The organism is Sphaerisporangium corydalis (assembly GCF_025506355.1).
Lineage (GTDB): Bacteria > Actinomycetota > Actinomycetes > Streptosporangiales > Streptosporangiaceae > Sphaerisporangium > Sphaerisporangium corydalis.
The window spans coordinates 80,459-106,776 of the sequence record NZ_JANZYP010000012.1 but is presented as its reverse complement, the minus strand read 5'-3'; the positions used below and the strand labels follow the sequence as shown (position 1 = coordinate 106,776).

25 protein-coding genes are annotated in these 26,318 nt (G+C 69.3%); 13 read left to right on the top strand and 12 right to left on the bottom strand.

Going from position 1 to position 26,318, the window contains the following annotated elements; genetic code table 11:
• Positions 1 to 100 precede the first annotated feature (100 nt).
• Genes NYZ98_RS11610 through NYZ98_RS11600 form a run of 3 tightly spaced genes read right to left on the bottom strand, consistent with a single transcriptional unit; the run spans position 101 to position 1,826 of the window.
• Positions 101 to 964 carry an SDR family oxidoreductase gene (locus NYZ98_RS11610; protein ID WP_262842630.1) on the bottom strand — a complete coding sequence of 288 codons (864 nt, stop codon included), beginning with the start codon at positions 962 to 964 and terminating at the stop codon, positions 101 to 103.
• Entirely contained in the window at positions 961 to 1,398 is a 438-nt protein-coding gene (locus tag NYZ98_RS11605; RefSeq protein WP_262842628.1) for an SRPBCC family protein, read from the bottom strand. The genes NYZ98_RS11610 and NYZ98_RS11605 overlap by 4 nt, the downstream gene beginning before the upstream one ends.
• Positions 1,395 to 1,826: an SgcJ/EcaC family oxidoreductase gene (locus NYZ98_RS11600; RefSeq protein ID WP_262842627.1), complete on the bottom strand. Its 432-nt coding sequence runs from the start codon at positions 1,824 to 1,826 to the stop codon at positions 1,395 to 1,397. The genes NYZ98_RS11605 and NYZ98_RS11600 overlap by 4 nt, the downstream gene beginning before the upstream one ends.
• A gap of 390 nt (positions 1,827 to 2,216) precedes the next feature.
• Here NYZ98_RS11600 and NYZ98_RS11595 point away from each other — a divergent pair, with 390 nt between their 5' ends.
• The 3 genes from NYZ98_RS11595 to NYZ98_RS11585 all read left to right on the top strand — a co-directional run bounded on the left by NYZ98_RS11595 (position 2,217) and on the right by NYZ98_RS11585 (position 7,157).
• Positions 2,217 to 3,701 (top strand): fibronectin type III domain-containing protein, encoded by a 1,485-nt coding sequence (locus NYZ98_RS11595; protein WP_262842626.1) that lies wholly within the window; start codon positions 2,217 to 2,219, stop codon positions 3,699 to 3,701.
• 25 nt (positions 3,702 to 3,726) lie between these two features.
• Positions 3,727 to 6,600 carry a peroxidase family protein gene (locus NYZ98_RS11590; RefSeq protein ID WP_262842625.1) on the top strand — a complete coding sequence of 958 codons (2,874 nt, stop codon included), beginning with the start codon at positions 3,727 to 3,729 and terminating at the stop codon, positions 6,598 to 6,600.
• Between the two features lie 176 nt (positions 6,601 to 6,776).
• Positions 6,777 to 7,157 (top strand): DUF427 domain-containing protein, encoded by a 381-nt coding sequence (locus tag NYZ98_RS11585; protein ID WP_262842624.1) that lies wholly within the window; start codon positions 6,777 to 6,779, stop codon positions 7,155 to 7,157.
• Between the two features lie 82 nt (positions 7,158 to 7,239).
• Here the strand turns inward: NYZ98_RS11585 and NYZ98_RS11580 are convergent, their stop codons facing one another.
• The 3 genes from NYZ98_RS11580 to NYZ98_RS11570 all read right to left on the bottom strand — a co-directional run bounded on the left by NYZ98_RS11580 (position 7,240) and on the right by NYZ98_RS11570 (position 11,185).
• Positions 7,240 to 7,674, bottom strand: coding sequence for a CBS domain-containing protein (locus NYZ98_RS11580; RefSeq protein WP_262842623.1), 435 nt, complete (start codon positions 7,672 to 7,674; stop codon positions 7,240 to 7,242).
• Between the two features lie 93 nt (positions 7,675 to 7,767).
• On the bottom strand, positions 7,768 to 9,006 hold the full coding sequence (locus NYZ98_RS11575) for a dihydrolipoamide acetyltransferase family protein (RefSeq protein WP_262842622.1): 1,239 nt from the start codon (positions 9,004 to 9,006) through the stop codon (positions 7,768 to 7,770).
• Position 9,007: 1 nt separating this feature from the next.
• Entirely contained in the window at positions 9,008 to 11,185 is a 2,178-nt protein-coding gene (locus NYZ98_RS11570) for an alpha-ketoacid dehydrogenase subunit alpha/beta (RefSeq protein ID WP_262842621.1), read from the bottom strand.
• A 139-nt stretch (positions 11,186 to 11,324) separates the two neighbouring features.
• On the opposite strand from NYZ98_RS11570, the gene NYZ98_RS11565 reads away from it, so the two are divergent.
• The 4 genes from NYZ98_RS11565 to NYZ98_RS11550 are packed head-to-tail and all read left to right on the top strand — an operon-like array spanning position 11,325 to position 15,214.
• Complete coding sequence (locus NYZ98_RS11565; protein WP_262842620.1) at positions 11,325 to 11,831, top strand: VOC family protein; 507 nt, start codon at positions 11,325 to 11,327, stop codon at positions 11,829 to 11,831.
• Positions 11,828 to 12,526: a GntR family transcriptional regulator gene (locus NYZ98_RS11560; protein WP_262842619.1), complete on the top strand. Its 699-nt coding sequence runs from the start codon at positions 11,828 to 11,830 to the stop codon at positions 12,524 to 12,526. The genes NYZ98_RS11565 and NYZ98_RS11560 overlap by 4 nt, the downstream gene beginning before the upstream one ends.
• A complete protein-coding gene (locus NYZ98_RS11555; RefSeq protein WP_262842618.1) occupies positions 12,523 to 12,996 on the top strand; it encodes a (2Fe-2S)-binding protein in 474 nt (157 codons plus the stop codon). The genes NYZ98_RS11560 and NYZ98_RS11555 overlap by 4 nt, the downstream gene beginning before the upstream one ends.
• A 37-nt stretch (positions 12,997 to 13,033) precedes the next feature.
• Positions 13,034 to 15,214, top strand: coding sequence for a molybdopterin cofactor-binding domain-containing protein (locus NYZ98_RS11550; RefSeq protein ID WP_262842617.1), 2,181 nt, complete (start codon positions 13,034 to 13,036; stop codon positions 15,212 to 15,214).
• A 173-nt stretch (positions 15,215 to 15,387) separates the two neighbouring features.
• Here the strand turns inward: NYZ98_RS11550 and NYZ98_RS11545 are convergent, their stop codons facing one another.
• Positions 15,388 to 15,852: an ATP-binding protein gene (locus tag NYZ98_RS11545; protein WP_262842616.1), complete on the bottom strand. Its 465-nt coding sequence runs from the start codon at positions 15,850 to 15,852 to the stop codon at positions 15,388 to 15,390.
• Positions 15,853 to 16,067: 215 nt separating this feature from the next.
• Here NYZ98_RS11545 and NYZ98_RS11540 point away from each other — a divergent pair, with 215 nt between their 5' ends.
• From NYZ98_RS11540 to NYZ98_RS11525, 4 genes are all read left to right on the top strand, one after another.
• Entirely contained in the window at positions 16,068 to 16,907 is an 840-nt protein-coding gene (locus NYZ98_RS11540; protein WP_262842615.1) for a helix-turn-helix domain-containing protein, read from the top strand.
• The gene (locus tag NYZ98_RS11535; protein WP_380706332.1) at positions 16,901 to 17,119 is read left to right on the top strand and encodes a DUF397 domain-containing protein; all 219 of its coding nucleotides are present in this window, start codon (positions 16,901 to 16,903) and stop codon (positions 17,117 to 17,119) included. Before NYZ98_RS11540 ends, NYZ98_RS11535 begins: the two co-directional genes overlap by 7 nt.
• 31 nt (positions 17,120 to 17,150) lie before the next feature.
• Positions 17,151 to 17,816 (top strand): TetR/AcrR family transcriptional regulator, encoded by a 666-nt coding sequence (locus NYZ98_RS11530; protein ID WP_262842614.1) that lies wholly within the window; start codon positions 17,151 to 17,153, stop codon positions 17,814 to 17,816.
• Positions 17,817 to 18,231: 415 nt separating this feature from the next.
• The gene (locus tag NYZ98_RS11525) at positions 18,232 to 19,218 is read left to right on the top strand and encodes an FAD-dependent oxidoreductase (RefSeq protein ID WP_262842612.1); all 987 of its coding nucleotides are present in this window, start codon (positions 18,232 to 18,234) and stop codon (positions 19,216 to 19,218) included.
• 6 nt (positions 19,219 to 19,224) lie between these two features.
• On the opposite strand, the gene NYZ98_RS11520 is transcribed toward NYZ98_RS11525, so the two are convergent.
• Both NYZ98_RS11520 and NYZ98_RS11515 read right to left on the bottom strand, forming a co-directional pair.
• Positions 19,225 to 20,244 (bottom strand): LLM class flavin-dependent oxidoreductase, encoded by a 1,020-nt coding sequence (locus tag NYZ98_RS11520; protein ID WP_262842611.1) that lies wholly within the window; start codon positions 20,242 to 20,244, stop codon positions 19,225 to 19,227.
• A complete protein-coding gene (locus NYZ98_RS11515; RefSeq protein ID WP_262842610.1) occupies positions 20,241 to 20,600 on the bottom strand; it encodes a VOC family protein in 360 nt (119 codons plus the stop codon). Before NYZ98_RS11515 ends, NYZ98_RS11520 begins: the two co-directional genes overlap by 4 nt.
• A gap of 98 nt (positions 20,601 to 20,698) precedes the next feature.
• Here NYZ98_RS11515 and NYZ98_RS11510 point away from each other — a divergent pair, with 98 nt between their 5' ends.
• A complete protein-coding gene (locus tag NYZ98_RS11510) occupies positions 20,699 to 21,307 on the top strand; it encodes a TetR/AcrR family transcriptional regulator (RefSeq protein ID WP_262842609.1) in 609 nt (202 codons plus the stop codon).
• Positions 21,308 to 21,701: 394 nt separating this feature from the next.
• Positions 21,702 to 22,730: a glycoside hydrolase family 11 protein gene (locus tag NYZ98_RS11505; protein ID WP_262842608.1), complete on the top strand. Its 1,029-nt coding sequence runs from the start codon at positions 21,702 to 21,704 to the stop codon at positions 22,728 to 22,730.
• A gap of 213 nt (positions 22,731 to 22,943) precedes the next feature.
• Here NYZ98_RS11505 and NYZ98_RS11500 read toward each other — a convergent pair whose 3' ends face one another.
• The 3 genes from NYZ98_RS11500 to fxlM form a co-directional block, all read right to left on the bottom strand.
• Positions 22,944 to 23,816 (bottom strand): DUF3037 domain-containing protein, encoded by an 873-nt coding sequence (locus tag NYZ98_RS11500; protein ID WP_262842607.1) that lies wholly within the window; start codon positions 23,814 to 23,816, stop codon positions 22,944 to 22,946.
• Positions 23,817 to 23,994: 178 nt separating this feature from the next.
• Complete coding sequence (locus NYZ98_RS11495) at positions 23,995 to 25,089, bottom strand: hypothetical protein (RefSeq protein ID WP_262842606.1); 1,095 nt, start codon at positions 25,087 to 25,089, stop codon at positions 23,995 to 23,997.
• Between the two features lie 4 nt (positions 25,090 to 25,093).
• A complete protein-coding gene (gene fxlM, locus NYZ98_RS11490; protein WP_262842605.1) occupies positions 25,094 to 26,305 on the bottom strand; it encodes a methyltransferase, FxLD system in 1,212 nt (403 codons plus the stop codon).
• Between the last annotated feature and the right edge of the window lie 13 nt (positions 26,306 to 26,318).

The following is a 26,318-nucleotide window of genomic DNA, read 5'->3' as shown; positions in this document are numbered from 1 at the left end:
CCCAGGTCAGCCGACCTGGGGATTTCGTTTTTCCCGGCCGACTCCGGCGCTGCGGCGGGTCAGGGCCGGAAGGTCAGAACCGGCCGGAAGACCGTGCGGGTCAGGGCCGGAAGAAGGCCGCGTGGCCGGTGGCCCACTCGGCGAACGTCCTCGGCGCCCGCCCGGTGAGGTCCCGCACCGTCGGCAACAGCCAGTCCTTCTCCGGCAGGTTCAGCTCCCGCGCCTGGCGCACCAGGTCGAGCACGGCCTCGACGACGAACGCGGGCATGTAGCGGCTCATCCGCTCGACGTGCTCGGCCTCGGACACCTCCTCCACGGTGATGTCGAGGTCCAGCACCCGCGCCAGGGTGCCCACCCGGTCGCGCGCGCTCTGGTACTCCCCGCCGCTGATGGGATGGATCTTGCCCTCGTGTCCGGGCCGGAGCAGCGACACGCTCGCGACGGCGGCGATGTCCGCCGGGTCGACCACGGCCGACCGCAGGTCGAGGAACGGGATCCGCAGGACCTCCCCCGACCGGATCGCCGGGGCCCACTGCAACGCGTTGGACATGAACTCACCCGGACGCAGGAGCGTCGCCGCCAGACCGGCGTCGGCCAGCGCGGCCTCGGCGATCAGGTGCCCGGCGGCGATCAGGTTGCCGGGGTCGCCGGCCGCCGAGGCCGACGACAGCGCCGCCACGCGCGTCACCCCGGACGCCGCGATCATGGTCGCCGCGGGGCCGGCGGCGCCGGTCGCCGACCGGGTGGCGTCCAGGAACAGGAAGACCCCGTCCACGCCGCGCAGCGCGTCCGGCAGCCCGTCGCCGGTGGTGAGGTCGCCGCCGAGGACCTCGGCCCCGGCGGGGAGCACGCCCCTGGCGCGGGACGGGTCGCGGGTGAACGCGCGGACCCGCTCCCCCGCGGTGAGCAGCCGCGTGACGAGCTCGCGGCCCACGTGGCCGGTGGCGCCGGTGACAAGGATCATCCGTTCTCCTCGATCTTTCGTGCCAGGCCCGTGACGGCCCGCCGTACGGAGTCGCTGTAGCCGACGAACAGCCGGTTGGCCAGGGGTACGGCCCAGCGCAGGTGGGGGGCGACGTTGAGGACCCGGTACGTCACCCGGGTGCCCGCGTTGTCCGGGTCGAAGCTGTATTCGCCCCGGTACCACCAGTGGCCCTGGACTCCGATGGTGCGGCGGGCGCGGTCGACGTCGATGTACAGCAGGTGCTGGCCGCCGGAGTGGGCGTCGAACCTTTCCGGGCCCCCGCTGAGGACGAACTCCCTGACGCCGTCGGCCAGCAGCCAGAGGTTGTCCCTTCCCACGCGCCCGGGGCGGACGGCCATCACCAGGTCGAGCACCTTGTCGAGCGGGGTGCGGATCACGTCGCTGGCCTCGGCGACCGTACTGCGGCGGCTCACGGCCGAGGCCCAGGGGAACCGTCCCAGCCCGGGATCGGGGTCTCGCGGGTGTTCTGGAAGGAGGCGATCCGCCACGCGCCGTCCTGCTCGACGGCCACGTGGGTGACGACGCTCGTGGCGCCCGGCTGTCCGGGCTCGCGCACCGGCGACTCGGCGACGGTGACGCTCACCGCGACGCCGGGCCGCAGGAAGCGGATGGACGGTTCCGGGGCGGGGCCGTCCTGGCCGCCCATGGGGATCTTGGCGAACAGCGCTCGGTGCGTCTCGGCGATCTCCCGCGCGCCGCGGATCCGCTGGCCGAACCAGGTGATGTATTCGGCGTCCTCGGTGAACAGCTCGCCGTACGCCGTGGCGTCGCCGGCCGCCCACGCGGCGGCGGCCCTGGCGAACAGGTCGAGGATCGGCCCGGGGTCATGGGCGATGGTCATCTGCTCATCTCGCTCTCTGGGGATGGCCCGCGATGGGGTGAGGCAGTCTTCATTAGTGCACGTTCGCTTATTGCAAGTGGCAATATTTCAGTACGCCTCGATCACGTCAAGCGCCCGCAGACCGTCCCAGGCCCGCGGACCGCCCCGCATGCCCTATGACGGGGGTCACTCCAAGCCGCGTCCGAGCCGCCCCCCGCGAGCCGCCCTGGGGGCCCGGCGGGAGGCGCCGGCACGTTACCGCGACGTTTCTTCGATACTTTTGCCAAGCATTGACAAATGGCCCTGGCCTGGTGATACCTTGCTGGAGAGAGAGCGCTCTCTGCATGCCCCGCGCCGACCGGAACCGGCGTCGCGGATCACCCCAGACCCCCCAGCCCTGGGAGTTGTGTCATGCACAAAGCACTAGCGGCACGGGCCCTCATCGCCCTGCTGACGTTCATCGCCGGAGGCGTCGGCATCGCCGCCGCCACCCCCTTCGCGGCGACCGCCGCGGCGGTCCCCGCCACCCCCGACGAGATCGAACTGACCGCCCACAGCGACTCGTCCATCGAGGTCGAGTGGGAGGCCAGCCCCGGCGCGACCAGCTACCGGATCTACCGGGGCACGGCCTCCGGCGCCGAGGGCAACACGCCGATCGCGACCGTGAACGCGCCGGCCACCAGCTACGACGACATCGGACTCAGCGCGACGCCGACGTACTTCTACCAGGTGAGCGCGGTCAACTCCTCGGGCGAGTCCGCACGCACGCCCGAGGACGCCTCCAAGACCCCGCCGCCGATCGGCACCGGCGGCAACGTCGCCGGGGTGCCCGCCGGCAACGGCTGGGTCTACTACTGCAAGGACGCCCTGCTCGGCGGCTTCGACTGGTTCCAGACGCTGAACGGGTGGTTCCCCGACGTGCTGGGCTCCTCCGGATCCGACTCCCCCGGTGACCGGGTCGTCGACATGGCGTACGCCGAGGACGGCTCGATGACGTTCAACAACGTCGTCGTCCCCACCAGCGGCCTGTACACCGTGGACTGGCGGTACGCCTTCCAGGGAGGACTGTTCCCCGGCGTCAACAACCGCCAGATGGGACTCAAGGTCAACGGCACCGTCATCACCCGGACGCAGAGCTTCCCGATCACCGGCAGCTTCGACGTCTACCAGCACTCGGCCCTGCAGGTCCAGCTGCGCGCCGGGGTCAACTCGATCAGCCAGATCGCCGTCAGCGACCACGGCCTGTCCCGGGTGGACCAGATGACGGTCACCCCGGCGACGGCGTCGGTGCCGTCCGGGCCGACCGGCCTGACCGCGACCCCGGCCGCCGCCTCGGTCAAGCTGACGTGGACGGCGAGCGCGAGCGGCGCCCCGACGTCGTACCGGATCTACCGGGGCACCAAGTCCGACGGCGAGGTCAACACGCCCGTCGGGACCACCAACGGCACCACCACCACGTTCACCGACACCGGGCTGCGCAACGGGACGACGTACTACTACTTCGTCTCGGCGGCCAACGCGGTCGGCGGCTCGCCGAACTCGGCCGAGGTCACGGCGGTGCCCGGCGGGACCACGCCGACGGTGACCCCGACCCCGACGCCGACCGTCACGGTCACGCCGCCCACCGGCGCGCCCGGCGTCCCGTTCGGCGTCGTGATCAGCCCCAGGGCCGGCGACATCCTGCTCCAGTGGGGTTACCAGGCGAACGCCACCTGGAACGTCTACCGCTCGACCACCCCGGGTGGCGAGGGCGCGACGCCGTACGTGCACGTCACCTCGCCGACCTACGTCGACCGGGCGGTCACCGCGGGACAGCGTTACTACTACCAGTTCAGCGCCGTGAACGCGGCCGGGGAGAGCGCGCGGACAGCGGAGTCCAGCGCCCTCGCCCAGTAGCCCATCTCCAGCAGGGATTAGGTCGATGCAACCTGTTCCTCCCTCGGCGGGCCGGCTCCCCCGGCCCGCCGCCGGCGGGCGTCCTCAGCGCCGCCGCCGTCACCGCGTCCCCTCCGTCGTGGCCGTGCTCGCGCTGCTGGCCGGCCTGGTCGTGGCCATGGGCACCCCCGCCCAGGCCGCCCCCGCCCTGCTGTCGCAGGGCAAGCAGGCCACCGCGTCGACGATCGAGGCCGTCGGCACCCCCGCCTCGGCGGTGACCGACGGAAACACCGGCACGCGCTGGTCCAGCGCGTTCAGCGACCCGCAGTGGGTCCAGGTCGATCTCGGCGCCAGGGCCGCGATCAGCCAGGTCGTGTTCACCTGGCACACCTCCTACGCCGTCGCCTTCCAGGTCCAGGTCTCCGACGACGCCGCCGCCTGGACGACGCTCTACTCGACCACCACCGGCACCGGTGGCGTCCAGACACTCAACCTGTCGGGGACCGGCCGGTTCGTCCGGATGTACGGCACGGCCCGGCACACCGTGTACGGCTTCTCGCTGTACGAGTTCCAGGTCTACGGTTCCTTCGTCCGGGCCGGCTGCGGCACTGCCGACCTGGCGCTGAACCGGCCGGCGTCCGCGTCCTCCGTGGAGGGCGCGGGCACGCCGGCGTCGGCTGCGGTCGACGGGGACGCCGGCACCCGCTGGTCCAGCGCGTTCGCCGACCCGCAGTGGATCCAGGTGGACCTCGGCTCGTCGCAGCGCGTCTGCCAGGTGGTGCTGAACTGGCAGAACTCCTATGCCACCGCCTTCCAGGTCCAGGTCTCCGACAACGCCGCCGCCTGGACGACGCTGTACTCGACCACCACCGGCACCGGCGGCGTCCAGCGGATCGCGGTCGCGGGCGTCGGCCGTTACGTGCGGATCCACGGCACCGTGCGGCGCACCGCCTACGGCTACTCGCTGTGGGGGCTGGAGGTGTACGGCCTCCCGGCCGCCCCGATCCTCGGGACGTGGGAACCGGAAAGCCTCACCGGCGCGGGCAACAACCCGTTCACACCGGCCCTGGGCAGCGTCGGCACGAACTACGCCCGCAAGGCCCCCGCCCGGTACGCCGACGGGAAGGGCCAGGTGGTCGCCGGGCCGAACGCCCGTTATGTCTCCAACCGGGTGTTCAACGACACGAATGTGAATGTGTTCTCGGAACGGGGGGTCACCCAGTGGGGGAATGTGTGGGGGCAGTTCCTGGACCACACCATCGGGTTGCGGCAGGAGAACGGGACCGCGGCCGACATCCCCTTCGATCGCACCGACGCGCTGGAGTCGTTCACCAATGATCTGGGGGTGGTGCCGTTCACCCGCACGGCCGCGGCGCCGGGTACCGGGGTGTCCAATGCGCGTCAGCAGGTGAACACGGTCAGTTCCTTCATTGACGCGTGGGCGGTGTACGGCGGGACCGATGCGCGGCTGGACTGGTTGCGTGAGGGGTCGGTGGACGGCAACCCGGCCAACAACAACGCCACCTTGCTGCTGCCCGGCGGGTATCTGCCCCGGCGTACCAGCCGGGGCAACGCCGCGACCGCGCCCGCCATGCAGGTCGACGGCCGGTTGCTGGGCAACCCGACCAACGCCGCCGTCGCCGGAGACGTCCGCGCGAACGAGAACATCGCGCTGACCGCGACCCAGACGTTGTTCGCCCGCGAGCACAACCGGATCGTCGCGGCGTTACCTGCCTCGATGTCCCAGCAGGACAAGTTCCAGCTCGCCCGCGCGGTGGTGATCGCCGAGCAGCAGTACATCACCTACCACGAGTTCCTCCCCGCGATGGGCGTCACGTTGCCCACCTACCAGGGCTACGACGATCACGTGGACCCGAGTCTCTCCAACGAGTTCGCCACCGTGGGGTATCGCGCTCACAGTCAGATCCATGGGGAGATGGAGTTCGAGACCACCGCCGCCCGCTACACCCCCGCCACCCTGGCCGCGCTGGAGGCACAAGGCGTGGAGGTGGAACTCGACGGTGCCGACGTCGACCTGGCCGTCCCGCTGAACGTGGCGTTCTTCAACCCTGATCTGGTCAATCAGATTCAGCTGGGCCCGGTGCTGGCCGGGATCGGCGGGGAGTCGGAGTACAACAACGACGAGATGATCGACAACCAGCTGCGCAGCGTGCTGTTCCAGGTCCCGGTGGCCGGCAACCCCGCCTGCCTGGACGGTCCCACCCTGCCGGCGTGTTTCCACGGGGTGGTCGACCTGGGGGCCATCGACCTGCAACGCGGCCGCGACCACGGCATGCCCGCCTACAACCAGCTGCGCGCCGCCTACGGGCTGCCCGCCAAGTCCTCCTTCACCGCCATCACCGGTGAGTCCACCGACGCCTTCCCCGCCGACCCGCTGCTCACCCCCGGCAACGAGATCAACGACCCCCAGAGCCTCGACATCGTCCAGCTGTTCGACATCAACGGCGTCCCCACCACCCTTGCGGCCGACAACGCCACCCGCGTGGTCCGCCGCACCACCCTGGCCGCCCGCCTCAAAGCCGTCTACGGCACCGTGGCCAACCTGGACGCCTTCACCGGCATGCTCGCCGAAAAACACGCCACCGGCTCAGAACTGGGCGAACTCCAACGCGCCATCTGGCGCGACCAGTTCACCGCCGCCCGCGACGGCGACCGCTTCCACTACCAAAACGACCCCCTGCAAACCGTCCTGCGCCAGCAATACGGCATCGACCACCGCAAAACCCTGTCACAGCTCATCGCCCTCAACACCGACATCCCCCCAGCCGACCTCCCCACAAACGTCTTCCTCCTCCCCACCAGCCCAGCCCTCACCACCCCGCAAACCACCGCGACGACGACCACGGCTCCGGCGGCGTCCACGCGCCGTCACGCGGAAGGAGTGGCCCAGACGCCCTAGGCGGGCCAGGAACATGAGCCGGGTGGAGGCGCGAGGGTCTTCCACCCGGCTCTTCCGCACAGACCGGTCTGTCGAATCTCGACGCGGCCGACCGGAACAGACGGGGCAGGACGGGGGTTGTGGGAAGTGGGCGCGCCCCGGGGCGGTCGCGCCGTCTCCGAGGAAGGAACGCGATCATGACCCGCCTGCCCGTGGAACCCGGTCCTGACCACCCGATCACCATCGAGGCCGGCACGGCACGCGTCACCGCCCGCGTCGGTGACACCGTCATCGCCGACACGACCTCCGCGCTGACGCTGCGCGAGGCCAGCTACCCGCCGGTCCACTACATCCCGCTCAAGGACGTCGACCCGTCCGTGCTGCGCGAGAGCCCCACCCTGACGTACTGCCCCTACAAGGGCGACGCCTCGTACTACCACCTCGCCCTCGACGGCCAGGAACTCACCGACGCCGTCTGGACGTACCGCACCCCGTACCCCGCGGTGACCTCCATCGCCGACCACGTCGCCTTCTACCCCGACCGGGTGACGGTGGAAGAGGAGCCCGCGGCCGGCTAGACGGCCCTGCCTGGACGAAAGCACGCGACGAATCCCCAGGTCGTCGACCTGGGGATTTCGCTTTCCCTGACGGCCGGCCGGGTCAGGCGCCCGCGTAGATGCGGTGGACGAACTCGGCGAGTTTGTTGTCGGAGAGTTCCTTGGCGAGGTCGGCCTCGCTGATCATGCCGACGATGCGGTCGTCGTCGAGCACGGGGAGGCGTTTGATCTGGTGCTGCTCCATGGTGGAGAGCGCCTCCTCGACGCTGGTGCCCGCGTCGATCCACACCAGGCCGTGGGCCAGCTCACCCGCCGTCGTCCGTTCCATGTCCATGCCCTCGGCACAGCACATGACCACGATGTCGCGGTCGGTGATGATCCCCTTGAGCCGGTCGTCGTCCCCGCAGATCGGCAGCGCGCCGACGCCCATGTCGCGCATCATCCGTGCGGCCATGAGAAGGCTGTCGCTCTCGCCGATGCACTGCGCTCCCTGGTGCATGACGTCCTCGGCCCTCTTGCCGCTTCCTTCGTTGATCATCGGTACCCCCCGAAAGATCGATGAGTTACTTTGGGGACTTCTACCCGACATGCCCTAGATTAATGGGATATGTCGTGAAAGGTCCTGTTATGTTCAGGCCAGGATTCGCAAAGGGTTCTCGACCAGCGACAGGAACGTGCGCATCCACTCGGCGGCCACCGCGCCGTCGACCGGCCGGTGGTCGACCGAGAGCGTCACCCGCATCACGGTGCCCGCCCTGACCTTGCCGCCGTCCACGACCGGCTCGGTCCTGGCGGCCCCGACGGCGAGGATCGCGGCCTGCGGGGGGTTGATGATCGCCGCGAACTCCTCGGTGCCGAACATGCCGAGGTTGGTCACGCTGAACGTGCCGCCCTCCAGCTCCTCCTGGCGCAGCCGGCCCGCTTTGGCCCGGTCGGCGAAGTCCCGCACGGTCGTGGCCACCGACGAGACCGTCATCCGCTCGACCGACCGGAGCACCGGCGTCACCAGGCCCCGCTCGGTGGCGATGGCCACCGAGAGGTCGACCGTGGAGTACGACCGGATCGCCTCCGGGGTCCAGATCACGTTCATCGCGGGGACGAGCGTGTGCGCCTGGGCCGCGGCCTTGATCACCAGGTCGTTCACGGAGATTCGCACCTGGCCGCCGTCGTTGAGCCGCCGCCTGAGCTTCAGCAGCCGGTCGACCCGGGCGGTGCCGCGCAGGTAGAAGTGCGGCGTGTCCTGCTTGCTCGCGGTCAGCCGGGACGCGACCGCCCTGCGCAGCCGCGAATGCGGCACGTCGGTGAACGACGCCGAGGCCTTGGTCCACGAGAGCCCCGCCGCCACCGGGGCGGCGGGGGTGTTCGCGCTCGCGATCGCCGCCTCGACGTCCCTGCGGACGATCCGGCCGTTCGGGCCGGTGCCGACGATCTTCTCGTACGGGATGCCCGCCTCGCCCGCCATCCGGCGTGCCAGCGGGCTCGCGAACACCCGCCGTACCACCCCGTTGACGGCGGGCGCCCCCGTCTGGGCCGCCGCGTCAGGGACGTCCCGGCGTTCGGGGGCCGTCACATGCGGCGGGACGGCGAGGCCGAGCTCGGCGAGCAGCGCGCCCAGGTCCGCCACCTTCTCCCCCGGGTCGCCGAGCAGCGCGATGGGCGCGCCGACCTCGACGCCGGCGCCCTCGGGCACCAGGGTCTTGAGGAGCACGCCGGCCGCCTCGGCGGGGACGTCGACCACGGCCTTCTCGGTCTCGACGGTCGCGATCACCTCGTCGGCGGCGAACGGGGCGTTCTCCGCGATCGACCACCCCTGGAGGACGGCCTCGACCGCGTTCGCGGCCACTTCCGGCATGCGCAGCAGCTTCGCCATGTCAGTACCCGGTGATCTCGTCGAGCTTGGCGGCCGCTTCCTCGCCCTTGGCGATGGCCGCGCGCTCCAGGACCTTGCTGATGCTGGGCGAGGCCTCGCCGCCGGTCAGGCGGTGCACCGGCCCGTCCAGCCAGTCGAAGTACCGCCGCTGGATCTCGTCGGCCAGCCACCCGCCGTAGGAGGTGCCCACCGCGCCCTGCTCGGCGATGAGGACGTTGTTGGTCTTGCGGACGCTCTCCCCGATGGTGTCCCAGTCGACGCTGGCCCGGTCGAGCCAGCGCAGGTCGATCACCTCCGCGTCGACGCCGCCGGACGCCACCGCCTCCAGCACGTAGTTGGTCATCGCCAGGTAGGTGAGCACGGTGATCTTCGATCCTGACCTGCGGACCGCTGCCCTGCCGACCGGGATGCAGTAGTCGAGGTCGTCCACGGGCCCGTCGCCCGTCGAGGCGTACAGGTCGACGTGCTCCAGGACGACCACCGGGTCCTTGCACCTCAGCGCGCTGTTCATCAGGCCCACGTAGTCGAAGGGGGTCGAGGGCGCGACGATGCGCCAGCCGGCGGAGGTCGCGAAGATCCCCGCCGGGTCCATCGAGTGCTGGGAGCCGTACCCGGTGCCCATCGCGACCTTGCTCCGCAGCACGAAGGGCACCTCGCCGTCGCCGCCGAACATGTGCCGGGCCTTGCCGATCTGGTTGAACAGCTGGTCGGCGGCCACCCACATGAAGTCGGCGTACATGAACTCGACCACCGGCTTGTACCGGCCATCGAGCGCGATGCCGCCGCCGAGCCCGGCGAAGGCGTTCTCGCTGATAGGAGTGCCGAGGACCCGGTCGGGGTGCGCCTCCTTGAGGCCCTTGGTCGCGCCGTTGGTGCCCCCGTTGAGACGGTGGACGTCCTCGCCCATCACGACGATGGTGTCGTCGGTGGCCATCCGCCGGGCCATCACCCCGGCGACGGCGTCGATGAACCGCTGCTCGGCGACGGCCCCGGTGAAGTCCGCGCGGTCGGCGAACCGGGCGCCGGCGAACTCGCCGAGGTCGCCCCGCACGCCCACGTCGGCGAAGTCCGGGTCGGGCCACTCCTCCGGCCTGATCCGGCGCTGCCCGGGCTTGCCGCCCGGCACCGGTTCGACGAGCTCGTCACCGATGCCGGACATCAGCGCCTTCGCGCGTTCGGTCGTGGCCTCGATCTCGGAGGCGGTGAGGACGCCGCGCCGCAGCAGGTGCCCGGAGAGCTGCGCGATCGGGTCGCGGTCACGCCACTCGCGTTCCTCCTCCTTGGTGCGGTAGCCGAACGCGCTGCCGGGGAAGGGGCCGTTCTGGTGGAAGTAGCGGTAGACGTCCGCCTCGATCACGGCGGGTCCCCGGCCGGCGCGCATGTGCGCGAGGGCCTCGCGCATGGCGAGGTGGACGGCCAGCGGGTCCATGCCGTCGACCTTCCAGCTCGGGATGCCGAAGCCTGGCCCACGGGCCGAGAGCCGGGGCTCGCCGGTGGCCTCGCGGACGCTGGTCGAGACGGCGTACTGGTTGTTCTCGATGAAGAAGCACAGGGGCAGGCGCCAGGCCGAGGCCAGGTTGAGGGTCTCCAGCGTGGAGCCGATGTTGGCGGCTCCGTCGCCGAAGTAGGTGACCGCGACCGCGTCGGTGCCGGCCTGCCGGTGCGCCCACGCCGACCCGGCCGCGAGGGGGACGCCGCCGCCGACGATGGCGTTGGTGCCGATGGCGCCGGCCTCCTTGAGCTGCAGGTGCATGGAGCCGCCGCGCCCGTGGCTGAAGCCGCGGTCCAGGCCGCAGATCTCGGCCATGCTCCTGAGCAGCACCGCACGCACCTCGGCGGAGAACTCGCGCCGGGGGTCGATGCCCTTGGGCTCGACGTGCGCGAGGACCTTGGCGAGGAACTGGTGGTGGCCTCGGTGTGAGCCGTTCACGGTGTCCGCGCTGGTGAGCGACAGGATCGAGCCGACGGCGCCGCCCTCCTGGCCGATGCTCGAATGCGCGGGGCCGTGGATCAGCCCGGCCCGGGCGAGCTCCAGGACGTACTCCTCGAAGGTGCGGATGAGGACGAGCTGGCTCAGCATGGCGGTGAGCAGGTCCGGGTCGGCCTCGTCCCAGTCGGCCTCGGTGGCGACGACCTCGACCCACGGCACGGCGGGGCTGAGGCGGTTGTGCTCGGTCATGAGGCTCTCCATGCAATCGAGTGCAGGATTTACAGACTGACACATGATGGGATCCGATGAACAGGCTTTACTCCCCTGGACGCGGGAAATCCGCCGGGACTATGCTGCATTGGATCCAATGACAGCGGAGGGACACAGGATGAGCACCGGACTCCCCGGGCTGGCCCGCCTGGACCACATCGGCTTCACCGTGCCCGATCTCGGCCAGGCCAGGGACTTCCTCGTCGACGTGCTCGGCTGCGAGTACATGTACACGCTGGGCCCCTACCGGCACGACGACACCGGGTGGATGTCCGAGCACCTCAACGTCCACCCGCGCGCCGTGATGCGGGAGCTGCACTTCTTCCGGTGCGGCGGCCAGGCCGTCTTCGAGGTCTTCCAGTACTCCGCGCCCGAGCAGGCCACGACGCCCCCGCGCAACAGCGACGTCGGCGGCCACCACGTCGCGCTCTACGTCGACGACCTGGACGTCGCGGTCGCGTACCTCAGGGAGCGGGGCGTCACGGTGCTCGGCGAGCCGACCGCGAGCAGCGGCCCGAGCGAGGGGCAGCGCTGGGTGTACTTCCTGTCCCCGTGGGGCATGCAGTTCGAGCTCGTGTCCTACCCCGCCGGCAAGGCCTTCGACCACCGGCCCCCGGTCCGATGACCACCCTCACCCGGCCGGCCGGGTCGAAGGCGAACGGCGGGCCCGAGAACGCGGCGAGCCGGCGCATCGCGGGCTACCTGCGCGAGGCCATCCTCAGCGGCGAGATCGCCCCCGGCGAGCGGATCCGGCAGGAGGACGTCGCCGAGCGCTTCGGGGCCAGCCGCCTGCCCGTGCGCGAGGCGCTGCGCATGATCGAGGCCGAGGGCCTCATCGACAGCCAGACCCACAAGGGCGCCTGGGTCCCCCGGCTGAGCGGGCACGAGGTGGACGTGATCTACCAGATGCGCGAGCGCCTCGAACCGCTCGCGCTCGCCGAGAGCCTGCCCCACCTCACCGAGGACGACCTGCGCCGGCTTGAGGCGATCCAGGAGCGCATCGAAGCCGGTGACGGCATCGGCGAGTTCCTGGCGCTCGACCGCGAGTTCCACCTGCTCACCTACTCCGGCTGCCCCATCGACCAGCTCTCCTCCATGGTCGTCCGGCTGTGGAACTCCACCCAGCACTACCGGCGGGCCTTCATGCACCTGACCGGCCCCGGCCGGCGCTGGGTGATCAACGCCGAGCACCGGCTGCTCCTGGACGCCATCGCGCGGCGCGACGCCGTGGACGCCGAACGGCACCTCGGCGGGCACATCCGCCGCACGCGCATCGAGCTCTCCGCCCACCCCGAGGTCTTCGAGGGGACGGCCCGATGACCCGGGCGTTCGAGCTGACCGTCAACGGCGAGCCCGTCCGCGTCGAGGCCGACCCGGACGCGACGCTGCTCCACGTGCTGCGCAACGTCCTGGACCTGAAGGGGACCAGGTTCGGCTGCGGGCTCGGGTTGTGCGGGGCGTGCTTCGTGCGGATGGATGGCAACGTCGTCCCGTCCTGCGACGTGCCCATGTGGTCGGCGGCGGGCCGGACGGTCGTGACCGTCGAGGGCCTGAGCGCCGGCGGCGGGCTGCACCGGGTGCAGCGCGCGCTCCTGGACGAACAGGCCGCGCAGTGCGGCTTCTGCATCTCCGGGATCATCATGAGCGCGGCGACCCTGCTCGACGCCGACCCCGCGCCCGGCGAGCGGGCCGTCATCGAGGCGCTCGACCGCAACCTGTGCCGGTGCGGCGTCCAGCGCCGCGTCGTGCGCGCCATCGTGAACGCCGGCGCCGCCGAGGAGACCCCATGACCCCGCTCGTGAACGCCCGCTCTCCCATGGGGATCTCGTGACCACCGTGCGGGCGCCGTCCATGCCCAAGGACCTCGCGGCGAACCCGATCCTGTCGCGATGGGTGACCGTCCACCCCGACGGCGGCGTGGACGTACGGGTCGGCAAGGTCGAACTCGGCCAGGGGATCCTGACCGCCCTGGCCCAGATCGCCGCCGACGAGCTCGGCGTCGAGCTGGAACGCGTGCGGATGCGGCCCGCGAACACCGCGTCCGGCCCGGACGAGGGGCTGACGTCCGGGAGCATGTCGATCATGCACTCGGGCGGCGCCGTGCGCGTGGCGTGCGCCCAGGTCAGGGCCCGGTTCACCGCCGAGGCGGCGCGGCGCTGGGACGTCGGCGCCGCCCGGGTCACCGTACGGCGGGGCTTGCTGGAGTGCGGCGAGCGGGTCACCTCCTACGGCGCGCTGGCCGGCGCCGTCGACCTGGACGTGCCCGCCGACCCCCTCGCGCCGTTCACCCACGGCGGGAAGGCCGTGGCCGTCGGCACGAGCGCGCCCCGGCTGGACCTGCCCGACAAGATCGCGGGGCGGCCGAGGTTCATCCACGACCTGCGCCTGCCCGGGCAGTGGTTCGGCAGGGTGGTGCGCCCACCGTCCCCGGGCGCCGCGCTGCGGCACGTGGACGAGGGCCGGCTCGCGGGGATGGACGTCCTGCTGGTCAGGGACGGTTCCTTCGTCGGGGTGACCGGCGCGGACGAGGCGGAGGTGTCCCGCGCCGCCGAGGTGCTGCGGGCCGCCGCGAGCTGGGACGAGCACGACACGCTGCCCGACGAGGACGGCCTGCGCGACTTCCTGCGCTCCGGCCCCCACGAGACCCTCCCCGTCCTCACGCCTCCCCTGGACGGCTCGGGTCCGGACGGCTCGGAGGCGCCGGACGGCTCGGAGGTGCCGGCGGGCGGTGCGGCGCGGCCGGTCGCCCGTGGCCTGCGGGCGAGCTACGGCAGGCCGTTCCTCGCGCACGCCTCGATGGCGCCGAGCTGCGGCGTCGCCCGCTGGAACGACGACGGGACGCTGTCGGTGTGGAGCCACAGCCAGGGCATCAACGGGCTGCGGAACGCCATCGGACTCGCCCTCGGCCTGGACGCGGACCGGATCGAGGTCGAGCACGCGGAGGGCGCCGGGTGCTACGGGCACAACGCCGCCGACGACGCGGCGTTCGACGCCGTCCTGCTGGCGCGCGCCGTCCCCGGGCGGCCCGTGCACGTGCAGTGGAGCCGGCGCGACGAGCTGGCGTGGTCGCCGTTCGGGTCGGCCATGTCGGTCGAGGTGGCGGCCGAGGTGAGCGAGTCGGGGGCGGTGCTGACCTGGGACTACGACGTGTGGAGCCAGGGGCACACCAGCCGCCCCGGGTTCGCCGGCGTGCCGGGACTGCTGGCGGCCGGCCACCTGGAACGGCCCTGGCCGCAGCCCCCCGCGGTCGACCCGCCGCCGGCCGCCGGGTCGGGCACGGTGCGCAACGCGGTGCCGATCTACGACTTCCCGCGCCGCCGGGTCACCGGGCACCGCCTGCTCAGGGCGCCGCTGCGGTCGTCGGCGCTGCGCGCTTTGGGCGCCTTCATGAACGTGTTCGCCATCGAGTCCTTCATGGACGAGCTCGCCCTGTCCGCCGGGGCCGACCCGCTGGAGTACCGGCTGGCGCACCTCGGCGACGCGCGCGGGCGCCGGGTCCTCACCGCCGCCGCCGACGCCTCCGGCTGGGGCGCCCCGATGCCCGAGGGCTCGGGTCGCGGCATCGGGTTCGCCCGCTACAAGGACAAGGGCGCGTACTGCGCGGTGGTCGCCGAGGTGGAAGCCGAGCAGGAGATCCGCGTTCCCCGGCTGACCATCGCCGTGGACGTCGGCCTGGTGGTGAACCCGGACGGGGTGCGCAACCAGATCGAGGGCGGGGCCACCCAGGCGGCGAGCTGGACGCTGAAGGAACGCGTCCGCTTCGACCGCCGCCGGGTCACCAGCGACGACTGGGAGAGCTACCCGATCCTGCGCTTCAGCGAGACCCCGGAGATCTCCGTGATCCTCGTCGAGGCCCCGGGCCTGCCGTCCGTGGGCGCGGGCGAGGCGGCCCAGGGCCCGACCGCGGCGGCCATCGCCAACGCCCTCGCCGCCGCCCTCGACATCCGCCTCCGCGACCTCCCCCTCACCCCCGATTCCATAATCGCCACCATCAACGCCACCCCCTGACCCACTCCCCCTGAACGTGCCCACCCCAAAGCCCACGAGCCCGGGCCAGCCGGAGCGGTCAGTCCTCGAAGTCGCGAGTTGACGAAAGTGCACGGCCACGACCGTTTGGGTGAACGGACGGGCGACGTGGCAGGTCAGGAGGCGGTCGCTGAGATCGGTGGGGCGAGGAGAGATCATCGTCCGGCCACCTGAAACCAGACGACATGCCCTGCGCGGTCTTCGTACGCTCCCCACTCAGAGGCGATCTGATCGACCAGCCACAACCCTCGCCCCCCGTCACTGTCAGCGCTCAGCGGTCGCATACGCGGCACGTGTTCAGATGACCCCTCGTCGATCACGGCCACATGCAGGGCGTGGCCGTCGTCCGCTACCACCAGTCGCACCACGCCGTGCGCCCTACGCCCGGAGTCAGAGTGCCGCACGGCGTTGGTCACCAGTTCGCTCACCAGAAGTTCGACCTCATCGACCTTCGGATGACCGGCCGCACCGAGCAACTCCCGTACATACGCTCGCGCCATCGAGGCTGAGAGGTCCGCACCCGGGAGTTCGAGGGTGCCCAGAAGACCTAAAGTCCTCACGGCACCCACCAATCTAACCAAATGCCGAAATTCGGACTCTGATGTGATTGCCATGCTCATTGCCTCACCTGCGGGACTACGGCGGTCATACATGCCGGATGTTGCCCGGCATGTAGCTGTTCTTTGATTAGATTGCCCGCGTCGTACGGTGTTCAGGAGGCAGAACTCAAGTCCATGGAAGGTCAAAGAATGCCCCGAGCCTGGACTGTCGAGGACTGGATCACGCATATGGACTGCGTGCCGAACACCCTGGTCTCCAGCAATATGAAGAAAACATGAGAGATGAGATGCCTTACGCACCCGAGACACCACGTGAGCGATTCGGGAATGAACTGCGCCGACTGCGCGAGACAGCCGGATTGTCGCAGAATGCGGTGGCAGTGCGTCTACAGGTGACCCAGACCCACGTGTCACGACTGGAGATGGGGAAGCGGACACCGCAACTGAGCCAGGCCGAGACGCTGGATCAGCTTTTCGGGCTGACCGACAACAGGTACTTCGTCGGACTACGTGAGCGCATGACCGCGCGTCCAGGTGGGCCAGGCTGGTTCATGCGCTGGGTGGAGGCGATCGAGCCGGAAGCCCTGATCCTGCGGAGCTGGGATCCGCTCCTGATCCCGGGCCTCTTGCAGACCGAGGCGTACGCACATTGCATCTTCGCGGGAGCGCCTGACGCCATTCCCGACGAGATCGACGATCGGGTGCAGGCACGAATCCGAAGAAGGATGATTTTGGACCGCGAGAGGCCGCCCGCGATCTGGGCTCTGATGGATGAATGGGTCCTACGTCGCCCTATCGGCGGCGTATCGGTTATGTGGGAGCAACTGGACTATCTACTACAGATATCCCAGCGGCACAATGTGAACATCCAGCTCGTACCCGGCGACAATCCATGCACGGCGGGCCTGTCGTCGGGGTTCGTGCTCGCCCAGCTTCCAGACGCAACCGTGGTCGTATCCGTGGAGTCCGCGGGCCGAGGCGAAATCAGCGCAGAGCATGACCTAGTAACCCGTATATGGGGTGCCTATGACAAGATACGATCCGAGGCATTCCCTGTCGGCACCTCGCTCAAGATGATCAAGGATGCACGAGATCAATGGAACCCAGCATGCTGAACATCGACCTGTCCAAGGCCGAGTGGCGCAAGGCGCGGCGGTCAGGGTCGGAGGGTGGGAACTGTATCGAGGTCGCCCGTAACCTGCCGGGCGTCGTGGCGGTTCGTGACAGCAAGCAGCCCGACGGCCCTGTGCTGCTCTTCGGTTCAGGCGGATGGTCGGAATTCGTCGGCACCGTGAAAACCTCAAGCCTTGACGTGCTATTACATTGAATAGAGCGAGCCATACTGATAACTTCGCCGCGTGAACGATCCAGCGGCGAGCGGGCGGAGTCCGGCTGATGCGCCGTCGGCGCGGCGGTCGTATCAGTCGCCGCTGCGTGAGGAAGGTGCCGCCGCGACGCGCACCCGGATCGTCGCGGCCGCGCGTGAGCTTTTCGCGAGCCGAGGGTTCGGTGGTACGACCGTGGCCATGATCGCCAAGCATGCCAAGGTCGCCACGCCCACGGTATACGCGACGTTCGGGACCAAAGCGGCGATCGTCGGCGAGATGATCGCGAGGCTGGAGGCGGAGGCGGACCGCGACCGGTGGGGGTCGCGCATCCAGGAGGAACCCGATCCGCGCCGCAAGCTCGGGCTGTACGCGTCATTCCTCCGGAAGCTGTACTCCAACGGGCGCGACATGTGGGCGGCGGCGATCAACGCGGCGAGCGACCCCGCCGTGGTCGAACTGCAGAACCACGGAGAGCGCGAATCGAGGGAGTGGCTCGCGCCGATCATCGCGTCCCTGGACGAGGCCGGCGAACTCGCCGCGCACCTCACCCGCGACCAAGCCATCGACCGCGCGTGGATGCTGAGCGCGCTTGAGCTCTACTTCCGTGGCACCACCGGACTCGGCTGGACCGACGACCAGTACGAGAGCTGGCTCGCGGAGATCCTCGGCCAGCAGCTGACCCGCCAAGGCGCTTAGCCGGACCAGGGCGTATCGCCGGCGGTCGCCGAGTCCGGCGGGAGCGTCGATCGCGGCCGACGGCTGCTTCTCGCCCGTTAGCCGGACCACATCCGTTAGCCGGACCACACCCATTGGCCTGACCACACCCGGTGAACGCGCATGCGGAGATGTACCGCGAAGACCGCCGTAGCGTCGCCGACCCACCTTCCCAACCCCCCTACCCTCTCAAATGGATATACTTGACTATATTGATTAGGTCAAAGTAGTATCAATCTTACCGGGAGGGCTCCCCCATCCCCCGGTGATCACGACCTCGACGTGCTCACCCGCCCTCGCCGCGCAGGGAGCCCGAGACGGCCGCGCCCTCTACACCGCCTCCGGATTCTCGTAGTCATCACAACCATCTCGATCGGCACCAAGTAAGGAAACAGTCATGCGAGTCATCGTGATCGGGGCGGGCATCGGCGGCCTGGCCCTCGCCCAGGCCCTGCGTAGCGTCCCGCTGCGCGTGCTTCTCGCGCACGGGCTCGACGACGCGATCCGCTGGGGCAGCGAGTACGTCGGCCACGAGACCCACCCCGACGGCACGGTGACCGCGACCTTCGCCGACGGCTCGGCCGACCACGGCGACCTGCTCGTCGGCGCCGACGGGGCCACCTCCCGGGTGGCCACGGCACTCGCGGGCAGGCCGACCTCGTCGCCTGTCGGCATCGGTGGCATCGCCGGCCGCAGCCCGCTCACGCCGGAGATCCGGGCGCTCCTGCCCGATCTGCTGCGTATCGGCTCCATCCTCGCCGTCGGCCCCGGCGGGACGAGCATCTTCATCACGTTGCAGGACACCGTCCCCGGGCCCGCGCTCGACCCGGCGCTCTGCGTCGACGTGCCCGCGTTCCCGGAGCCACCGGTCGTCTACTGGGGGGTCAACGTCGCGCTCGACCGGCTGCCCAACGCCCGCAAAATGGGCGCCGAGGCCGCCGTGCGCGCTGCGGGCGACCTGTTGCGCGGCTGGTCACCCGTGGTACGGAAAATCGTCAGCGGGGCCGATCCGAGCAGCGTGGGCACGTTCCAGTACCACACCTGCGACCCCGACGCGCATCTCACGCCCTGGCCATCGGGCACGGTCACCGCGCTCGGCGACGCCGTGCACGCCATGCCCCCGACCGGCGGGCGTGCCGCCGCGACCGCGATCCGGGACGCCGACCTGCTGGCCACCCACCTGGCGGACGCGGCCAAGGGCCTCACGACGATCCCGCTCGCCGTCCACGAATACGAACGCGGCCCCGCCGCCTACGCCGCCGACGCCGTCCGCGTATCGCTGAAGCCCATCGTGTGGCAACGACGCCTCGCCAACCCGGCCCTCGGACAACTCGTACGCGTGGCCACCGCGATCGCCTCCCCCCTGACCGCAGCCTTCCGCTGACCGGGGTTAGGCGCGGTTTGGGGGCGAAGCGGCCGCTCGGGCGAACGCCTCCAGTTCGCCGGGGATGTCCGGGCCGGCGGGGACGTACACGACCTCGGTCACCCGGGCGGCGCCGGCTTGGTCGAATCGGACGGCGATGGAGGCGTCGTCGCCTGTCCACCCGGCTTGCGTGATCGCCGGTCCGGCGGCGGTCACGACGGCGCGGTCGCGTTCGGTCAGCTCGGAGAGATGGCCCTGGTGGACGACAAGGTGCCGTTGGCCTTCGGGGCGTTCGGCTTCGATCGCGGCACGCCACTGCCTGCCGCCGGGCAGGGCATCGACCGCGTCGTCGTTCGAGTTCTGCCACACGGCGTGAACGATGCTGGCGTAACCGGGGCCGGCGGCCTCGATGACGCGCGGGCTGGTGTGGTCCTCACCCGAACGCAGGACGGTGCCGAATCTGAGCAACGCGCACTCCGTCCATCCTCGATCGCCTTCCGCCGGGATGCCGGTCGTGACGACGCCTGACACGTCGAGCTCCCGCGCCGCCGTGAACCCTTTCGGTCCTGAGGCCGCCACCCACAGCGGCACGTCCATGGGACGCGACGGGCCGAAGCCGGGCAGGTGCATCATCTGGCACGGCCGACCGTCGATCTCGACGACCTCACCGTTGAGCAGCGCCCGTACCTGCCGGATATATCGGACGGTGCCGGCCCAGGTGACGGGCTTTTTTCCCAGGGAGAGCCGCGCCGTGTAGCCGGTCCCGATGGCGACGACGAGCCGATCGGGTGCCAGCTCGTGAACGGAGCCGATGGCTGACGCGGTCACCATCGGGTGACGCAGGCCCGGTACGGCCACTCCGGTGGCGAGTCCGATCCGGTCGGTCGCGGACGCGATGCGGGCCAGGGCGATCCACACGTCGCCGTGCAGCGCCGGCGAGTCGAACAGCCAGAGGCGCCGGTACCCGAGCCGTTCGGCGAGCCTGGCCTTGTCGACGACGTCGGCGGTCGGCGCGAGCGCGCAGGAGTAGCCGGGGCGGGTCGTCATGAGGCGGGTTCCCACAGGGCGATCGTGGCGCCCTTCGGGTCCTGGATGACGATCACTGAGCCGGCGGGGAAGTCCACTCGTGGTCGCACGATGGTGGCGCCGAGTTCCGTCGCGCGCATCGCCGCGTCGTCCAGGCCGGTCACCGGCGCGTACGGGATCCACTGCGGCGGGCGATCGTCGTCCCCGGCGAGCGGTGTGAAGCCTCCCCACGGGCCGTCGACGTCGACGAACATCGGGATGGTCGCGGGTCCTGATGGCACGTCGGCGACGGTCCAGCCGAACAGCTCGGTGTAGAAGCGTCGTGAGACCTCAAGGTCGGCGGTCCGGAGGTCCATGAAGACGAACGGCTGGGTCACGATGGCCCCTTTCTTCGTTCGGGGTAGATTAGGACGAACGTCCCGAACATTAGGACGTGTGTCCTGAAAGTGCAATCGGGCGGGTATGCTCCCCTTCCATGGAGTCGTCTTCGGAGGGTCAGGCCAGGAGGTGGTCGCCCAATCAGCGTGCCAAGCAGGAACAGATCATCGAGGCGGCCAGGGAGGTCATCACCCGAGACGGCCTGGCCGCGTGCACGGCGCGCGCGGTTGCGGACGCCAGCCCGCTGACCAAGAGCGCGATCCACTACTACTTCGATGACATGGACGAGATCGTCGACCTCGCGATGGCACGTCACATGAGCGGCTGCCTCGATCGCATCGGCGACGCGGCGAACCGGCACGAGCGACCTGTGGATCGCTTCTGGGCCGCCGTCCGAACGTACCTGGAGATCTTCGCGGAGCGGCCGAACGCGGCACTCCTGTGGTTCAGCTACTGGGTCGACGTAGGGCAGAAGGGCCGCCTTGAGCCGATCGACCGGATGCACCAGGCGATGATCGGCGTTCTTCACGATCTCCTGGCCGATGTTCCGGTCGACGATCCCCCTGCGCGAGCCCACGCGTTGTTCTCCTACCTCCTCGGCACCCTCACCCAGCAGGCCGTACGTCCGGTCCCGTTCTCGGAGTTGATGCCGGAGATCGCCACCGTGTGCCGTCTGGACTCCGCGGACAGCTCTCGCACTGTCTGAGTGACCCGCGGTCGCTCTTCCCAATCCTGTCGGGCGTCCGAAACTTTCATCGACCAGCCCTGATCAGAACTGCCGTGGATAACCATTGATCAGGACAAATACGGTGTCATCAGCCCTTGATCAGTACATGGCGTTCGCAATCTTTCGGGAATCGTTGACAACTTTCAGGATCGGGCTAACACTGTCGCCATCGACAGGGTCAGACCACCGTCGATCCGGGTCACCCGCCGCGCGGCCTGGTCCTCCGGTCGTCGTCGACCGCACGACGACCGGCCAACACCGCCGCGTCGTGCGACACCAGGGCGTGGTGGCCGCGTCCCCGGCCACCGGCGGTCCTGCTCTGTCGTATCTCGCTGCCTGCCCCCGCCGGCCTTCACGAGGAGGAAGCACGCACATGAACGACGCCCCCGCCCGCCCGAGGAGCCGCGGACGCGCCAGGCCCCTCATCGGACGTGTCTTCGCTTTCGGGCCGCTCATCGGCCGTGCCCTCGCCATGGCGCTGGTCGCGGTCCTCACGATGTTCCCCAGCATGGCCAACGCCGCCATATCGACCAACCAGACCGGCACCAACAACGGCTACTTCTTCTCGTTCTGGAGCGATGGCGGTGGGTCGTCCTCCATGGAACTCGGATCCGGCGGCAACTACAGCACCTCATGGAGCAACGTCGGGAACTTCGTCGCCGGTAAGGGCTGGAGCACCGGCGCACGCAGGGCCGTGACCTACTCCGGCAGCTTCAACCCATCCGGCAACGCGTACCTGACCCTCTACGGCTGGACGAGAAACCCGCTGGTGGAGTACTACATCCTCGACAACTGGGGCACCTACCGGCCCACGGGGTCGTACAAGGGCACGGTCACCAGCGATGGCGGGACCTACGACATCTACCAGACGACGCGCACCAACGCCCCCTCCATCGATGGCATCAGGACCTTCAATCAGTACTGGAGCGTACGGCAGTCGAAGAAGACCGGCGGAACCATCACCGCCGGCAACCACTTCGACGCGTGGGCCCGTTATGGAATGAACCTGGGCAACCACGATTACCAGATCCTCGCGACCGAGGGATACCAGAGCAGCGGGAACTCGAACATCACGGTCGGCGGCTCCACCGGTGGTGGCGGCGGAGGCGGCGGTGGGGGTGGCGGCGGCGGAGGCGGCGGCTGCACCGCGTCGCTGTCCGCGGGCCAGCAGTGGAGTGACCGGTACAACCTCAACGTCGCGGTCAGCGGCTCGACCAACTGGACCGTCACGATGAACGTCCCGTCCCCCGAGAAGATCATCGCCACCTGGAACATCAGCGCCAGCTACCCCAGCGCCCAGGTCCTGACCGCCAGACCCAACGGCAGCGGCAACAACTTCGGCGTCACCATCCAGACCAACGGCTCCACCACCTGGCCCACGGTCTCCTGCAGCGCATCCTGACCCCGACCCCGAACCCTCAGGCGCGGCGGCCCCAAACCGCCGCGCCACACGCCGCTAATGGAGCGCCTTAGGCGCGCGTTTTCCGGTGCCCACCGCGCGGGCAGGCCAGATCAGACCCCGGCCATGAGGCCGGGGACCTGCCCGGCCGGGGGTTCACAGCACGGGTGAAACGGCTCTCGCCTCAGCCGAGGTGAGAGCCGTTCGCATGTACGGTTAGCGCAACTCGGAGACCAGCTGCGCCGCGCGACGCCCGACCGCTTCGACGTCCTCCAGGGGGTGTACATCAGCGTTCAGGCCGGCGAACACCTGTTCCGCCTCTTCGTAGGCGACGATCTGCTCGGGTGTCGTCGGGGTTGCTATGACGACCTGCAGATCGACGTTTCGGGTGATCGTACTCATGCGGTTCTGTGTGTCGACGACACGGGCTTCCTCGCCGCCGCGCAGCCGTTCCATCGCGTACGCCCACGCCTTGACCTGTTGTGACACCTCGTCGAGTTGCGCTCTACGGAACGACCATGCTTGCGTGAGTTGCACCGTCCGGCCGTTCGCAATGGCGAAGTCGATCGTGGAGTGAACGTGGGCACCGATGTGAACCTGCGCTCGAGGCCGTACGAAAGGTTCGGCCACACGAGCTTGGCGGTACGCCTGCCGTAGCCCTCTGTTCAGGTCGTACTTGGTGACTGATTGTTCGCGAGGTTCCGCGATCGGATCGATGATGAGATGCCCGAAGACTATTTCGAGTGCCTCTTCTGCGCTGTCGGCCAAGATCGGCGCTGGCATACTCAATTGCACCACATTGCGGTGGTTTCGATGCTTGTTGAGCAGCCAGTCCTCGCCCAGCGGGTCGAATCCCTCGTCCAACCCGCTACGACTTTGATCGATCTCAGCATCTACTTCGAACACGAAGCTCGCTGCGGCCTCCAGCGCGGACGCCCCCGCGATCTTGCGGATCCGATCGACCTTGCTGAGCTGGCGAATCGACCAGTCTCCAATGTCCGGGTTACCAGCGATCGCACCGAAATTCACGAACTCCCCGGTCCGCGGATCAGGAAGACAGCGGACAATTGAGTACAGATAAAGGCTCATATGGCCTGTGGCTCCCATCAATGAACGCACAGATGCGGTCGGCTATCGCTGGTATCGGGTACTTAGGAGACCAGCCGAATGCTTCCAGATCGGGCCGACCAGAGCGGACCACGGCCATGAAGCCGACGACCTGCTCGGCCCCAGCCTTGAGTACGACCTGCGACTCGGATAGATCATGCTACGGCCGCCGGGAAAGCGCCTCTCTGAGCGAGGTCTCGGCGGTGGTCATGGCCATGCGGAATTGGTCCCAAAGTTCGATGGGCATGGTTCCTCTTCCCAGGCACGAGACCTGCACAAGGCTGGTCAGAACTCTTCTCGCTGTCGCGGGGATCAGGGATGCGCATCCCGCGTGGGCGAGTACCTCGCGGGCCGCGTAGGCGTCCTGCGACCGCTGGACGTCGATCGCGATCGTGTGAGCCAAACGCGGACCGAATCGTTCGTCGACGAGGTCGAGAACCACCAGGCCGAGACGGGTTCGAAAAACAACCTGCGTGGATGGCCCGCCAAGCGGGAGATAGCGATCCACCAGGGAGATAGGGTCACCGCTTTCGCTGCTTGTGAGAACCGCCAGACCAGCTGCCACGGTCCGTTCCCACGGGGTGGGCGTATCGGTTTCTGTCAGGAGACATGTGGATGTCCGGCGGTCACCGACTGCGCGGTGGGCGATGATGGCGATCTGGCGACCGTCGAGGAGGCTGCGACTTATGCCGCGATGATCTTGGACGTGCTGAAGTGCCTGACTCCAGCGCCCCGCCTGCGCCAAGGCTCGGATTCCATCGGCGAGAAGCACAGTCCATAGCCATTGAACGATTTCACGGTGATCGTCGGAGCTGTGGGTCACGTTGCCGAGGTCGATGACCGTGCCACCGAAGGTGCCGGTCGCGCTATGGCGGACAGCGGTGAACAGCGTTTCGATCAGATGGTGAGCGGCGGTGCCGTTGCCCTCTCGCGCGAGAAGGCGACCGAGGTTGACGAGCGGTTGTAGAGCGAGTTTCGCGGTCGCCGCATCGAACGGCTGGGCGTCGTGGAAGATCTGGAACTGTCTCCAGCACAAGTCGCGGGCCAGGGAGGAAAAGCCGCAATCGCTTGCGACCAGTGCGCCGAGGTTGTGCGCTTCGGCTGCGATCCTCGTGGCTTCCTCAGGATAGTCGGACCCGCTGTCCGCCAGGTCGGCGACCTGGCGGACACGTACGTCCAAAGGGTGGCAGACGGGCCTGCCGCGGGGCACGAGGGGAAAGCGGCGGGCGACGTCCTCGCGCAGTTCGGGGATCATCCCGTCACCAGGTGACGGCCAAGAGCGTATGGGGTTTGTCGATGACCGTCGTGGCGGTGACCTGGACCGGTTTGAAGTACACGTCGATGCGCGGGGTGGTGTCGCGGTGGTTCGTGTCCCAGTCCCTGATCCGCTCCAGGAGTGAGGTCGTGAGGCGGTCGCGCTCAGGTCCGTGGGCACGGACGCCGAGTTCGAAGAGAGTGCCGTCACCGACGGGATCACTGGGCCGGATGGTGAGGTAGGCGAAAGAGTCGATCTCGTTGGTCACGGCAGCGCCGCCCCACCTGAAAGCCGGTGTCGCCAGGTCGGTGTCGACGGCCTCAGGTTGCGCGACGATCCGGCAGAATTCACGACTGGTGGTCGCCAGCCACAGGTCTAGGTCCTGGAAAGACGGGCCTGACGGGATCGAGATCCCGGACCAGGAGCGCAGCGCGGGCTGAGAGAGTGCGCGGGCGAGGGCGTGGGAAGGCGCGGTGCGTCCGTCGCCAAGGAGGAGGGTGACGCCATCGATGAGGGGGATGGCAGGCTCCGGTCGGGCGCCGATGCCGCGCATGGCCAGGAAGCCGCAGGTCACCATTGATCGACTGACTAGGTGGTCGTCGTGAAGGTCGAATGCGATGGAGCGGGTCGTTCCGCCGATGATCCGCAATGGCACGACGAGCCGTCCGGCCGGGGTGAGCTGCTGCCGCCAAGCCGGGGGCAGGTCCCACGCTCCTGCGGTGACGATGATCCGGTCGTAAGGGCCGGCGGGCGCGTAGCCGTCGGCGCCGTCGGCGCACCACACCTCGACATGCCCGTAGCCGGTGGAGGCCAGAGCCGCTCGTGCTCCGTCAACGACGTCGGCGTCGATATCGATGGTGACGACGTGACCGTCCGGCCCGGCCAGCTCGGCCAGGAGGGCGGCGTTGTAGCCGGTTCCGGCTCCGATCTCCAGCACGCGGTCTCCAGGCCGGACGTCGAGTTGCTCCAGCATCACGGCGACGACTCCAGGCGCGGAGGCCGAACTGAGCGCTACCCCGGCGATGTCCCGTTTCGTGACAACAGCATCGTCAGGGGCGTAGGCCGTTTCCGACGAGACGTCCGGGACGAAGGCGTGCCGGGGTACCGATCGCAACGCGGCCTCATTTCGGCCGGATTTGATCGTCCCGCGCGCGAGCAAGAAGTCGACGAGGTCGGCACGGAGCCGCTCGGTGGTTTGACGGATGTCGGTGTCCATCGTGGCAACCTAT

What these genes read in the sequence shown, in the direction of transcription:
- NYZ98_RS11610 (WP_262842630.1), bottom strand. Translation starts at nt 964, where the DNA reads ATGATCCTTGTCACCGGCGCCACCGGCCACGTGGGCCGCGAGCTCGTC.
- NYZ98_RS11600 (WP_262842627.1), bottom strand. Translation starts at nt 1,826, where the DNA reads ATGACCATCGCCCATGACCCCGGGCCGATCCTCGACCTGTTCGCCAGG.
- NYZ98_RS11595 (WP_262842626.1), top strand. Translation starts at nt 2,217, where the DNA reads ATGCACAAAGCACTAGCGGCACGGGCCCTCATCGCCCTGCTGACGTTC.
- NYZ98_RS11590 (WP_262842625.1), top strand. Translation starts at nt 3,727, where the DNA reads ATGCAACCTGTTCCTCCCTCGGCGGGCCGGCTCCCCCGGCCCGCCGCC.
- NYZ98_RS11585 (WP_262842624.1), top strand. Translation starts at nt 6,777, where the DNA reads ATGACCCGCCTGCCCGTGGAACCCGGTCCTGACCACCCGATCACCATC.
- NYZ98_RS11580 (WP_262842623.1), bottom strand. Translation starts at nt 7,674, where the DNA reads ATGATCAACGAAGGAAGCGGCAAGAGGGCCGAGGACGTCATGCACCAG.
- NYZ98_RS11575 (WP_262842622.1), bottom strand. Translation starts at nt 9,006, where the DNA reads ATGGCGAAGCTGCTGCGCATGCCGGAAGTGGCCGCGAACGCGGTCGAG.
- NYZ98_RS11570 (WP_262842621.1), bottom strand. Translation starts at nt 11,185, where the DNA reads ATGACCGAGCACAACCGCCTCAGCCCCGCCGTGCCGTGGGTCGAGGTC.
- NYZ98_RS11565 (WP_262842620.1), top strand. Translation starts at nt 11,325, where the DNA reads ATGAGCACCGGACTCCCCGGGCTGGCCCGCCTGGACCACATCGGCTTC.
- NYZ98_RS11560 (WP_262842619.1), top strand. Translation starts at nt 11,828, where the DNA reads ATGACCACCCTCACCCGGCCGGCCGGGTCGAAGGCGAACGGCGGGCCC.
- NYZ98_RS11555 (WP_262842618.1), top strand. Translation starts at nt 12,523, where the DNA reads ATGACCCGGGCGTTCGAGCTGACCGTCAACGGCGAGCCCGTCCGCGTC.
- NYZ98_RS11545 (WP_262842616.1), bottom strand. Translation starts at nt 15,852, where the DNA reads ATGAGCATGGCAATCACATCAGAGTCCGAATTTCGGCATTTGGTTAGA.
- NYZ98_RS11540 (WP_262842615.1), top strand. Translation starts at nt 16,068, where the DNA reads ATGAGAGATGAGATGCCTTACGCACCCGAGACACCACGTGAGCGATTC.
- NYZ98_RS11535 (WP_380706332.1), top strand. Translation starts at nt 16,901, where the DNA reads ATGCTGAACATCGACCTGTCCAAGGCCGAGTGGCGCAAGGCGCGGCGG.
- NYZ98_RS11525 (WP_262842612.1), top strand. Translation starts at nt 18,232, where the DNA reads ATGCGAGTCATCGTGATCGGGGCGGGCATCGGCGGCCTGGCCCTCGCC.
- NYZ98_RS11520 (WP_262842611.1), bottom strand. Translation starts at nt 20,244, where the DNA reads ATGACGACCCGCCCCGGCTACTCCTGCGCGCTCGCGCCGACCGCCGAC.
- NYZ98_RS11510 (WP_262842609.1), top strand. Translation starts at nt 20,699, where the DNA reads ATGGAGTCGTCTTCGGAGGGTCAGGCCAGGAGGTGGTCGCCCAATCAG.
- NYZ98_RS11505 (WP_262842608.1), top strand. Translation starts at nt 21,702, where the DNA reads ATGAACGACGCCCCCGCCCGCCCGAGGAGCCGCGGACGCGCCAGGCCC.
- NYZ98_RS11500 (WP_262842607.1), bottom strand. Translation starts at nt 23,816, where the DNA reads ATGAGCCTTTATCTGTACTCAATTGTCCGCTGTCTTCCTGATCCGCGG.
- NYZ98_RS11495 (WP_262842606.1), bottom strand. Translation starts at nt 25,089, where the DNA reads ATGATCCCCGAACTGCGCGAGGACGTCGCCCGCCGCTTTCCCCTCGTG.
- fxlM (WP_262842605.1), bottom strand. Translation starts at nt 26,305, where the DNA reads ATGGACACCGACATCCGTCAAACCACCGAGCGGCTCCGTGCCGACCTC.